The organism is Algoriphagus vanfongensis DSM 17529 (assembly GCF_000429465.1).
Taxonomy (GTDB): domain Bacteria; phylum Bacteroidota; class Bacteroidia; order Cytophagales; family Cyclobacteriaceae; genus Algoriphagus; species Algoriphagus vanfongensis.
Map to the genome: position 1 here is coordinate 427,920 of NZ_AUBX01000014.1, position 11,500 is coordinate 439,419.

An 11,500-nucleotide genomic window follows, 5' to 3' on the forward strand; every position below is an offset into this window, starting at 1 on the left:
TCAACCTAACGTCCTTATAGCCTTCTTTCTTCTTCGGTTCCAATAATTCATAACTGGATAAAGCAAGACCGAAATCAGAATAATCAGCGTCCCATAATAAAACTCAGGAGTCATTTTTTCACTTTCTCCAAAAATCAAAACAGCGAGGACAATGCCATAAACCGGCTCCAGATTAACCGTCAAATTGATCGAAAAAACGCTGAGCCTTTTCATCAAATCTACTGATACAGAAAAAGCATAGACGGTACACACTCCTCCTAGCAAAAATAGCCAAAACCAATCCATCCCCTCCCAAGCCCACTGAATCGGAGCGCCTTCATTCAGCAGCAAAGAGTAAATCGGTAGAAAAAGCAGGGTAAAAAGACATGCTCCGGCCATTTCATAAAAGGTAATCTGATAGGGGCTATGATGCTGTGTGAGTCGCCCATTGATCACTGAAAAACAGGCAGCCAAAAAAGCAGAGGCTAGCGCCATCGCTAATCCTAACCAATAACCAGATTCAAATTTGAAAATCACAAGCAAGCCCGATATAACCAATAAACCCAGCCCCACTTCATACCACTTGATTTTGGTACGATTGAAGAAAGGCTCCACAAATGCAGTCCATAGGGATGTCGTAGCCATTCCTGCCAAACACACTGAAGCCGTAGAAACTTTGGCTGACCAGAAAAACAAAATCCAATGTAATGCGATCAAACATCCTGTACCTACTACTTTCCAAACTTGGCCGATTGGAATCTGAATTGGCTTTTTCCAAAACCAAAGCAAAGCCCATACTCCAATAGAAGCAATTAGTGTCCTATAAAACACCAACTCCAAAGCAGGAAGAGAAATCAGCAAACCCAAAATCGCAGTAAAACCCCAGATCAAGACGATCAGGTGAAGCATCAAATAATCTTTGATAGAAGCTGACTGCATTTAGCGAGGGACTGTTTTATACAGCAAAAGCCCGGTCAAGCCAAAAACAATATTGGGCATCCAAACTGCCAGAATAGGATATTCTGCACCATTTTCAGCAAATGTTCTGGAAAGTATAAAGAGGAGAATGTAAATAAATGCCAGCAAAAAGCCCATGGCAATCTGAAACCCAGAACCACCTCTAGTTTTGCGTGAGGACATGATCACTCCTATAAAAGTCAGAATCATCGCTGCAAATGGAGACATATACCGCACATAGCGCTCAATCCTGTAAAAATCCACATTATCCGCACCCCTTGCTTCCAGCACTCTGATCTGACGGCTTAGCTGAGGAAGCTTGAGCGTCTCATGGTGGTTTTCGGGCACCCCAAAATCATCTGGCACAATCGAGAGAAGTGTATCTCTCTCTGTACCGACTGACCACACTTCTTCTCTGTCCTTAAGCTCACGCAACCTCCAGTTTCTCAGCGTCCACGTATTTTTTGCAGTATCCCACTCGATTCGGTCTGCAGATAGCTTGGCCTTGAGCTCTCCATTTTCTATGGTTTCCAAGGTAAACTGGTAGCCTTGATTGCTTGATTTGAAAAACCTACTTAGATAGGCAAAGCTATTATCGCCTACTTGAATATGAATGTTCTGCTCTGTATTTGGTGCTCCTTTTTCTAGGTAAAGCAATTTGAAGACCGTCATGTTTTCAGTAGCAGATGGCAAGATCCAGCCATTGAGAAAAAAACTGGCAGCTCCGATGAGCATTGCCCCCATCAAAAATGGCCTCAACAACCTGACAAAGCTCACGCCGCTACTCAGAATTGCAACGATCTCTGTCCGCCCGGCCATTTTGGAAGTAATAAAAATCACGGAAATAAATACCGTAATCGGAGTCAGAAGATTATTGAGATACAAGCCGTAATTCATCATATAGCTCAGGATCTCCCCTGTCGGCACCTGATTAGAGATATATTTGTCGTTTTTCTCCGTAAAATCCAGTACCAGCACCACCAAGATCAGCATCAACACTACGAAAAAGTAGGTTTTCAAAAAATCCTTGATGATGAGTTTGTCGAGTAGCTTCATACTTAGAGTCTAGTGCTCACTTTTTTGACCATGTGATCTTTCCAAACGGCAAAGTCACCTGCAAGGATATGTTCTCTTGCCTGACCTACAAGCCATAGATAAAAAGCCAAGTTATGAATACTTGCTATTTGGGCAGCCAAAATCTCCTTGGAAATAGTCAAATGGCGCAGATACGCTTTGGAATAGAAGGTACTTGCATAGTTGCCAATCGCCGGATCAATCGGACTAAAATCATCCTTCCATTTTTCATTACGGATATTGATGATTCCCTCAGATGTGAACAGCATCCCGTTTCTTGCATTGCGGGTAGGCATCACACAGTCAAACATATCCACCCCCAAGGCGATGCACTCCAGTATATTGGCTGGAGTTCCCACTCCCATAAGGTAGCGAGGCTTGTCTTTTGGCAAAATATCTGTCACCAACTCAGTCATTTCATACATCATCTCTGCCGGCTCCCCTACAGAAAGCCCACCGATAGCATTGCCTTCCCGCCCTCTGGAAGCGATAAACTCAGCACTTTTCACACGCAGATCTTTGTAGACAGACCCTTGCACAATCGGGAAGAGCGTTTGCCCATAGCCATATTTCCCCTCAGTCGCATCAAATCGATCTATACATCTATCCAGCCATCGATGAGTCATCTCCATGGATTTTCTCGCGTAGCCATATTCACAAGGGTAAGGAGTACATTCATCAAAGGCCATGATGATATCCGCCCCTATCGACCGCTGGATATCCATGACATTTTCTGGTGTGAAGTGATGCTTTGACCCATCGATATGTGACTTGAACATCACTCCATCTTCCTTGATCTTACGAGTACCCGAAAGAGAAAAGACCTGATATCCGCCACTGTCTGTCAATATCGGACCGTCCCAGCCATTGAATCGATGAAGCCCACCTGCTTTCTCCAGCACATCCAGTCCCGGCCTCAAGTAGAGATGATAGGTGTTTCCCAAAATAATCTGGGCCTTGATATCTTCTTTAAGCTCTCGCTGGTGAACAGCCTTGACACTGGCCGCCGTCCCTACGGGCATAAAAATCGGAGTTTGAATGGTCCCATGATCTGTTTCTACCTGCCCAGCACGGGCTTTGCTCTGGGGATCAGCATGCTGTAGTGTAAACTTCATTTTCTGATTTTTCTTGTCTGTGGAAAAACTCCACGAAATGATGGACTTGACCTGCAAAAATATCCACTTATTCTTAAATGAATGCTCAAATTGATTTTATATTTGCCCAGCGTAATCGACCTATGGGCCTATTTTTACTTTGGTTTCTTTTTGGAATTGGATTGATCATCCAAGCCGTCTATCTCTTGGTGATATTTGGAAGAACTGCCTTTTTCAACAGTCCAAAAACCAAGCCTGCCTTGGGCGAAGAAGAGCCTGTCACTGTGGTCATCGCCGCTCACAACGAGTTTAAAAATCTCAAAACACTGATTCCCAAACTGTTTGAGCAGAACTATTCCAAGTATGATGTGATGATCATCAATGATCGAAGCACTGACCGGACCAAGCGGCTACTGGAAGAAATGATGGCCATCTACCCTAAGCTTCGGTCGGTCACCATCAAATACACCCCTGATCATGTCACTGCAAAGAAATTTGCGCTGACATTGGGTATCAAAGTAGCTAAAAACGACGTCATTCTATTGACAGATGCAGATTGCGTCCCTGCCTCTGACCAATGGATCCGCAAAATGACCCAACCTGTTCGTGAAAATTCTAAAACTTTCTCCATCGGCTATTCCGGCTACGAACTAGCAAAAGGATTTCTCAACCAATGGATTCAGTTTGAAACTTTGCAGACGGCATTGTACTACGTTTCATTTGGGCTGTGGAAAGCGCCATTTATGGGAGTAGGGAGAAACCTCTGCTATCGCCGGAGCTTTTTCATGGAAGCCAAAGCTTTCAAAGGGATCTGGCATATCGAAGGAGGAGATGATGATCTTTTTGTCAATAGATATGCTTCAGGAAGGAATACTTCGATTGTTTTGGATCCCGAAGCTAATACCATCTCCAAACCCAAGGAGACCTGGAAGGAATACAAAACTCAGAAAAAGAGGCATTTACACGCTGGGAAATATTATCGAGGAGAAGACAAAAGAAAAATCGGTTTTTATACACTTTCCCATGCTCTCTTCTGGATTGGAGGTTTTGGATTATTGATTTATTTTGGACTTGAGAAAAGCTGGGAACAATTTCTGATCATTTTCGGTATTATTCTAGGAAGGTCTCTTCTGCTGCTCGGGATATTCTCCTCAGCGAGCAAAAAAATAAACGGTACTAAAATCCCTTCAAATTTCCTGATCAACGATTTCTTGTATTTGGGATATTTTTGGATTTTAGGGTCGATCTCTCATCAGGCTAAAGACATTCAATGGAAGTAAACGAACGAGGATTTTCTAACAAGGCTCTGGAAGACTTTGATCTGATCGACAAAGCTGTCGAAGACAAAGATCAGCAGGCCTACGCTACTCTGATGAAGCGTTACAAAAAGGCCGTGTTTTTCATGATCCTTAAGATGATCCGGGATGCCGATGATGCAGAGGATCTGACAATGGAGGCTTTTGCCAAAGCTTTTAAAAATCTACACCGATTCAAGAAAGACTATACTTTTTCCACGTGGCTCTTCCGGATCGCGACTAATAATACGATTGATTTTATCCGAAAGAAAAAGCTCAAAACCATGAGTTTGAATAATACGCTCTCGGATGACAGCGGCAATGCAGTCAATATCGATGTGGAAGATGATGACAACAATCCTCAGGACGAGTTCATCAAATCGCAGCGAATCGAGATGGTTCGGATTTTTGTGGACAAGCTTCCAGCAAAGTACCGCAAGCTGGTTCAACTGAGATATTTTGATGAGCTATCCTATGAGGAAATAGCCCAAGAACTCGAAAAGCCACTGGGAACCGTCAAGGCTCAACTTCACCGTTCCAGAGAATTACTATACGAAATCGCCGCCGGCAAAGAAAAACACATCTGATGAATTCAGGAACCCAGCTGATCCTTTCCTATTTTCCGGAATTGACCGACAAGCAAATCGAACAATTGGATCGATTGCAAGACCTCTATGCTGACTGGAACTCCAAGATCAACGTAATCAGCCGCAAGGACATGGATCAGTTTTATATCCATCATGTTCTACATTCTTTGGGTATAGCCCGGGTGATGGGTTTTCAGCCAGGCACTAAAATCTTGGATATCGGGACAGGAGGCGGTTTTCCGGGAATTCCTTTGGCGATTCTTTTTCCGGACACTCATTTTCATTTGGTGGATTCGATAGGCAAAAAGATCACGGTGGTCAAGGATGTGGCCAAGCAGCTAAAACTATCCAATGTCGAAGCTCAGCAAGCCAGAGCTGAATCACTTGTACGCAAATACGATTTCGTAATCAGCAGAGCCGTCACTCGGATGATCAATTTTTATCCTTGGGTCAAAGGGAAAATCAAAAAGGAGGATTTCAATGAATATCCAAACGGCATCCTCTACCTCAAAGGTGGAGAGGTCGATGAGGAAATGGAAGAAACCGGCAAGTCTTATGTGACCTATCACTTGGAAGACTATTTCAAGGAAGATTTTTTTGAGACCAAAAAGGTGGTCTATATGCCTTGGGAAGACAAGAGGTAAGGTTGAAGTTCAGAATCAAATCCAATTTGATCTTATTGTCCTGTTTGGACTAGTTGACCGTACTTGCCTTTCTATCCTACTACTGAAAAAGTTCTAAATCGATCAGGGACTGAATCGGCCTTCAGTTCAAAAATTTTCTTTGACAATTACCTTCAAGGGAATTGGCAGCTTTGCTACTTTACCCCTAATTTGAAGCCTCAATTTTCGTAGCTGTATGTATTTAATATTCGATACCGAGACCACGGGTTTGCCCCGCGATTACAATGCTCCCATGTCCGATGTGGACAATTGGCCTAGGCTAGTTCAGCTAGCGTGGCAGTTGCATGATTCCAAAGGGAAACTGATTTCGAATCACAACTACATCGTCAAACCAGAGGGTTTCACAATCCCATACAATGCCGAAAAAGTCCACGGAATCTCGACCAAAAGAGCTTTGGCCGAAGGACATGATCTTGCTGAGGTGCTGGCGATTTTCGAAAAGGACGTTGCTCAATCCAAGTATCTCGTAGGCCACAATGTAGAATTTGATGTCAACGTAGTCGGCTCGGAATATTTCCGGATAGAAACTGAAATGCCTCTTACGGCTCAGCAGCTTGATACCAAAGACATCTCTACTGAATTTTGTGCTATTCCTGGAGGCAAGGGAGGTAAATTCAAATGGCCGACTCTGACCGAACTCCACCATAAACTCTTTGGTGTTGGTTTTGATGATGCTCACGATGCAGCCTATGACGTGGATGCTACAGCGCGATGTTTCTTCGGTTTGATCACTCAAAATGTTCTAAAACCAGAAGAGGGAATCGCTGTTTCAGAAGTCATTTACGAAGCTCCAAAACTGGCTGAGGCTAACTTTGCACAAGCAAAAGACACCCAAAAGACTGCTGCGAAAGACGTCTTAAAACAAGCTGGAAAAGCGGACATCTCAGACTTGGTGGATGTGCCTTTTACGCATCTTCACGTTCATACGCAATATTCCGTTTTACAGGCTACCTCCGAAATCCCGGCTTTAGTCGCAAAGGCAAAATCACTGAACATGCCAGCTATCGCCATGACCGATCATGGCAATATGATGGGAGCTTTTCACTTTGTGAAAGCGGCTATGGGCGCAGAGATCAAGCCTATTGTTGGTTGTGAATTTAACCTTTGCCGAGACCGAAAAAACAAAGCCCAAAAGGACGATGGCTATCAGACCGTCCTCATTGCCAAAAATAAAGCAGGCTATCATAATCTGGCCAAACTCGCCTCCTTCGCTAATATTGAAGGATTCTACTATCTCCCAAGAATTGACAAGGAATTGCTCGTGCAGTACAAAGGAGACCTGATCGCCACTACAGGAGGACTTTGGGGAGAGATTCCATTTTTGATTTTGAATGTGGGTGAAACCCAAGCCGAGGAGGCTTTTGTCTGGTGGAAAGAGCAGTTTGGAGAGGATTTTTATGTAGAGCTCAATCGACATGGAATTCCAGAAGAAGAAAAGGTCAATGAGGTCTTGCTGGAGTTTGCCAAGAAATACGATGTCAAATATTTCGCAGCCAACAACAGCTATTACAATGATAAAGCAGACGCCAAGGCGCATGACATTTTGATCTGTGTGAAAGATGGCGAGCTCGTAGAAAAACCGAAAAAATACATCGGAAAAAGAGGACGGGAATTTCGCTATGGTTTTCCAAATGATGAATTCTACCTGAAGTCTCCAGATGAGATGAAGAAGCTTTTTGCCGATTTGCCAGAAGCCATCGAATGTACTCAGGAGATCGTCGACAAGGTAGAAGCTTACAAACTTGCCCGAGAAGTACTTCTTCCAAAGTTTGACATCCCCGAACAGTTCAAGCATCCTGAAGATGAAGTGGATGGAGGAAAGCGTGGGGAGAATGCTTTCCTGAGACACCTGACCTATGAAGGTGCCAAAAAGCGCTATGAAGAAATCACACCGGAGATCCGGGAGCGCCTGGACTTTGAGCTGGCGACGATTGAGAACACAGGATATCCGGGTTACTTTCTGATTGTCCAAGATTTCATTGTAGAAGCTAGAAAGCTGGGAGTTTCCGTGGGACCTGGACGTGGATCTGCTGCGGGATCTGCCGTGGCATACTGCACCGGAATCACCAATATTGATCCGATATCCTACAATCTCCTTTTTGAGAGATTCCTGAATCCGGACCGGGTTTCACTTCCCGATATTGATATTGACTTTGACGACGAAGGTCGGGGCAGAGTCATCGACTATGTGATCAAAAAATACGGTTCCAATCAGGTAGCCCAGATCATCACCTACGGTACGATGGCGGCAAAATCCGCCATCCGAGATACGGCAAGAGTGCTTAATTTACCGCTTCCTGAGGCTGGTAGATTGGCTAGTTTGGTGCCAGACATCAAACTCAAAGCACTCTTCAGTTTGGCAAAAGATCGGGCTGCACTTTCTGATAAACTGAAAGGTCAAGGAGAGCTGATCCAAAAGGCTGAGGAGCTTATAAAAATCGCCCAGGGACAAGACGAGTCCGCCAAGACGGTCAATCAAGCTACTGTATTGGAAGGATCTGTACGAAATACGGGTATCCACGCTTGTGGTGTGATCATCACTCCAGACGACATTACCAATTTCGTTCCGGTGGCTTTGGCGAAAGATTCAGACATGGTTTGTACCCAGTTTGACAACTCGGTGGTAGAATCTGCCGGTTTGTTGAAGATGGACTTTTTGGGACTGAAAACCCTGACTCTGATCAAAGACGCCTGCAAAATCGTCAAGGAGCGACATGGAATCGAGCTTGATCCGGATAATTTCCCCATCGATGATCAAGAAACTTACGAATTGTTTCAAAGAGGTGAAACGGTCGGCATCTTCCAGTATGAAAGTGCCGGGATGCAGAAATACATGCGGGAACTGAAACCAACCGTTTTTGCAGATTTGATTGCCATGAACGCCCTCTATCGTCCGGGACCTCTAGCTTATATTCCTTCCTTTATCAAAAGGAAACACGGAACAGAGCCGATCACCTATGACCTCGACGATATGAAAGAGTATCTCGAGGAAACCTACGGGATCACGGTGTATCAGGAACAGGTGATGCTTTTGTCCCAAAAACTCGCTGGCTTTACCAAAGGTGAGGCTGATGTCTTGAGAAAGGCAATGGGTAAAAAGCAAAAAGACGTATTGGATAAAATGAAGCCAAAATTCGTCGATCAAGCCGTAGCTAAAGGACACGATGCCAAAAAGCTTGCAAAGATCTGGACGGACTGGGAAGCCTTTGCATCCTATGCTTTCAACAAATCCCACTCTACCTGCTATGCATGGGTAGCCTATCAAACTGCCTACCTCAAAGCACACCATCCGGCAGAATACTTGGCGTCAGTTCTGAGCAACAACATGAATGATATCACTCAGGTGACATTTTTCATGGAAGAGTGTAAGCGAATGGGAATTCCGGTTTTGGGTCCAGACGTCAATGAATCCAAAAACGGATTTACAGTAAATGCCGCAGGAGAAATCCGATTTGGGATGGCCGCTATCAAAGGAGCGGGATCCGCGGCTGTGGATGAAATCATTAAAGAGCGGGAGAAAAACGGTCCATTCAAAAACATCTTTGACTTTGCGAAGCGAGTCAATTCCCGAGCACTCAATAAGAAAACGATGGAGGCTCTGGCCATGGCTGGAGGCTTTGATTGCTTTACCGAGCACCATCGCCGTCAATATCTAGAAGCTGCTGATGGAGACGTGACGCTGATCGAAAAAGCTGTGAAATATGCGCAAAAAGTGCAGCAGGAAGAAGAAAGCTCCCAAGTCAGTCTATTTGGCGGAGGGAGTGGCAGCATGGCTATTCCTATGCCTTCGATCACACCGATGGAGCCTTTTTCACAGCTACAGCAGCTGAACATCGAAAAAGAAGTAGTAGGCCTCTATATCTCAGGGCATCCATTGGATCAATACCGATTGGAAATAGAGAATTTCACCAATGCCGCACTTCCTGATCTGAATGATCTGGAAGCCATCCGCAGCAAAAGTGAAATCCGGTTGGCAGGGTCAGTTTCTTCTTTTGCTCATCGAACTACCAAAAACGGCAAACCCTTTGGCACGCTGAGCATGGAAGATTATCAGGGCGGTTTTACCTTTTTCCTATTCGGAGATGACTATATCAAGTACAAAGAGTACTTTATGACAGGATGGTTTCTCTACATCAAAGGAAAAGTGGGTTCTAAAAAATGGAACGAGCATGAACTGGAGTTCAAGATCGACAGTATTTCGCTGTTGTCCGAAGTCCGATCCAAAATGGTCAAGGGTCTTCGGGTCAACATTGATCTGGATGATCTGAGTCTGGATCTGATGGAAAAGCTGGAAGCCATCACTGAGAAGTATAAGGGAGAAGCCAAGCTCTACTTTGATGTGATCGATCGAAAAGAAAACATCAGCCTAGAGCTTTTCTCTAAGCGATTTGCCATCGATCCCAGTGCAGAGATGATCAAAGAACTGAAAGAAATCCCTGAGGTAGTCTACAAGGTGATTTGATTTTCACTATATACTTGTTCTATACCAAAAGCCCATTTGGCTTTGATTTCAGGGCTGGAAGACTAATGCAGACTCTTCTGTCTTCTGTCTTCCCGCTTCAGTCTTTGCATCTGGTCAAGGTCAGGATTCCAATGATTACTTACTATTATTTCCCATTCGAAAAAAGACTCCATCTATCCCTCATAGACAAAAAAAATAAGTCCCTAGGAACTTATTGCCAGATGATTCACTTTCTCTCATATATTTGAAATCCGAAAAAAACTAAACACAGATAAAAATGGCAAAAGCAATCGAAATCACTGACGCAAACTTCGAAGAAGTAATCAAATCAGAACAACCTATTTTGGTGGACTTCTGGGCAGAATGGTGCGGACCTTGTAAAATGATCGGTCCAGTGGTAGAAGAATTGGCTGGTGATTACGAAGGAAAAGCAGTCATCGGGAAAGTAGATGTAGACTCCAACCCTGGAGTGGCGCAAGCTTTCGGGATCCGTTCTATCCCTACTCTTTTATTCTTCAAAGGAGGCGAAATCGTAGACAAGCAAGTTGGCGCAGTACCTAAAGCAGTACTAGCTCAAAAATTGGATGCGCAACTGTAAGTAAATCCTTTACTATACAATACAAAAAACCCGCAAGAAGCTAACTCTTGCGGGTTTCTTTTTTAGACTATACTTTTCAAATCAGACACTCCCCCCGACACCATAAACTTCATCACATCCGCACTCTTAATACCTTCGAGTCTCTTGACTTTTTCACGCGGCACTAGAAATACATTGCCCGAGACATTGTAGCTATGCGGGAAATATACCGCCACCAAATCAGCTTCCCCTATTCCTGCCATATCTTCCTGCGTGATAAAACCCAATCTGGAAAGCGTATCCGACACCTGAACGATGACAGGCGAGCTGAATTTTTTCTTTTCTCCCACAAAAGCCCCCATCAAATCCTTGATAGAAGTATACAGTAAGTTGACCAGAGGAATACGTACCAAGCCCCGCTCAAACCAGTCAAAAAACCTTCTGGTGAAGAATAGACTTGCCAGATATCCGATAAATGTAATCAATCCCAAAACCATCAGTATCCCAATACCTGGAATGGGAACCGGGATCAAATTGTCCAAAAAGACAAAAATCGCATAGATCACATAGACTGTGACTGCTATCGGTGTCAAAAACAAGAGTCCTCGCAGAAAGTAGGACAGGATTCTTTTGTATGTAAATGCCATAGCTTACTTATTGATTCTAGATTAAAATCTTCTTACTGTAGAAGCCGTCTACCAGAAGGTAAATGACCGATCAGCGCTGATCAATATCTGTGCAAATCACGGTAAATTAATCAGGATCGTGAATTTAGCCCATCAAAAAAATATT

General features: G+C 44.0%; 9 protein-coding genes. 5 read left to right on the forward strand and 4 right to left on the reverse strand.

The window, feature by feature from the left end; all coding sequences use genetic code 11:
• Genes G460_RS0113120 through tgt form a run of 3 tightly spaced genes read right to left on the reverse strand, consistent with a single transcriptional unit; the run spans position 1 to position 3,125 of the window.
• Positions 1-918 carry a DMT family transporter gene (locus tag G460_RS0113120; RefSeq protein WP_026955788.1) on the reverse strand — a complete coding sequence of 306 codons (918 nt, stop codon included), beginning with the start codon at positions 916-918 and terminating at the stop codon, positions 1-3.
• Positions 919-1,992: an LptF/LptG family permease gene (locus G460_RS0113125; protein ID WP_026955789.1), complete on the reverse strand. Its 1,074-nt coding sequence runs from the start codon at positions 1,990-1,992 to the stop codon at positions 919-921. It lies immediately after the preceding gene.
• A gap of 2 nt (positions 1,993-1,994) precedes the next feature.
• Positions 1,995-3,125 carry a tRNA guanosine(34) transglycosylase Tgt gene (tgt, locus tag G460_RS0113130; protein WP_026955790.1) on the reverse strand — a complete coding sequence of 377 codons (1,131 nt, stop codon included), beginning with the start codon at positions 3,123-3,125 and terminating at the stop codon, positions 1,995-1,997.
• Between the two features lie 77 nt (positions 3,126-3,202).
• Here tgt and G460_RS0113135 point away from each other — a divergent pair, with 77 nt between their 5' ends.
• The 5 genes from G460_RS0113135 to trxA all read left to right on the forward strand — a co-directional run bounded on the left by G460_RS0113135 (position 3,203) and on the right by trxA (position 10,729).
• Positions 3,203-4,384: a glycosyltransferase gene (locus G460_RS0113135; protein ID WP_245578734.1), complete on the forward strand. Its 1,182-nt coding sequence runs from the start codon at positions 3,203-3,205 to the stop codon at positions 4,382-4,384.
• The gene (locus tag G460_RS0113140) at positions 4,375-4,986 is read left to right on the forward strand and encodes an RNA polymerase sigma factor (protein WP_026955792.1); all 612 of its coding nucleotides are present in this window, start codon (positions 4,375-4,377) and stop codon (positions 4,984-4,986) included. The genes G460_RS0113135 and G460_RS0113140 overlap by 10 nt, the downstream gene beginning before the upstream one ends.
• Positions 4,986-5,630 carry a 16S rRNA (guanine(527)-N(7))-methyltransferase RsmG gene (rsmG, locus tag G460_RS0113145; protein ID WP_026955793.1) on the forward strand — a complete coding sequence of 215 codons (645 nt, stop codon included), beginning with the start codon at positions 4,986-4,988 and terminating at the stop codon, positions 5,628-5,630. The genes G460_RS0113140 and rsmG overlap by 1 nt, the downstream gene beginning before the upstream one ends.
• Positions 5,631-5,844: 214 nt before the next feature.
• Positions 5,845-10,131 carry a DNA polymerase III subunit alpha gene (dnaE, locus tag G460_RS0113150; RefSeq protein WP_026955794.1) on the forward strand — a complete coding sequence of 1,429 codons (4,287 nt, stop codon included), beginning with the start codon at positions 5,845-5,847 and terminating at the stop codon, positions 10,129-10,131.
• A gap of 277 nt (positions 10,132-10,408) precedes the next feature.
• Positions 10,409-10,729, forward strand: a complete 321-nt coding sequence (trxA, locus tag G460_RS0113160) for a thioredoxin (protein ID WP_026955796.1) — start codon at positions 10,409-10,411, stop codon at positions 10,727-10,729.
• A gap of 62 nt (positions 10,730-10,791) precedes the next feature.
• Here the strand turns inward: trxA and G460_RS0113165 are convergent, their stop codons facing one another.
• On the reverse strand, positions 10,792-11,355 hold the full coding sequence (locus G460_RS0113165; protein ID WP_026955797.1) for a DUF502 domain-containing protein: 564 nt from the start codon (positions 11,353-11,355) through the stop codon (positions 10,792-10,794).
• Positions 11,356-11,500 lie beyond the last annotated feature (145 nt).

What these genes read in the sequence shown, in the direction of transcription:
- rsmG (WP_026955793.1), top strand. Translation starts at nt 4,986, where the DNA reads ATGAATTCAGGAACCCAGCTGATCCTTTCCTATTTTCCGGAATTGACC.
- tgt (WP_026955790.1), bottom strand. Translation starts at nt 3,125, where the DNA reads ATGAAGTTTACACTACAGCATGCTGATCCCCAGAGCAAAGCCCGTGCT.
- G460_RS0113125 (WP_026955789.1), bottom strand. Translation starts at nt 1,992, where the DNA reads ATGAAGCTACTCGACAAACTCATCATCAAGGATTTTTTGAAAACCTAC.
- dnaE (WP_026955794.1), top strand. Translation starts at nt 5,845, where the DNA reads ATGTATTTAATATTCGATACCGAGACCACGGGTTTGCCCCGCGATTAC.
- G460_RS0113135 (WP_245578734.1), top strand. Translation starts at nt 3,203, where the DNA reads ATGAATGCTCAAATTGATTTTATATTTGCCCAGCGTAATCGACCTATG.
- trxA (WP_026955796.1), top strand. Translation starts at nt 10,409, where the DNA reads ATGGCAAAAGCAATCGAAATCACTGACGCAAACTTCGAAGAAGTAATC.
- G460_RS0113165 (WP_026955797.1), bottom strand. Translation starts at nt 11,355, where the DNA reads ATGGCATTTACATACAAAAGAATCCTGTCCTACTTTCTGCGAGGACTC.
- G460_RS0113120 (WP_026955788.1), bottom strand. Translation starts at nt 918, where the DNA reads ATGCAGTCAGCTTCTATCAAAGATTATTTGATGCTTCACCTGATCGTC.
- G460_RS0113140 (WP_026955792.1), top strand. Translation starts at nt 4,375, where the DNA reads ATGGAAGTAAACGAACGAGGATTTTCTAACAAGGCTCTGGAAGACTTT.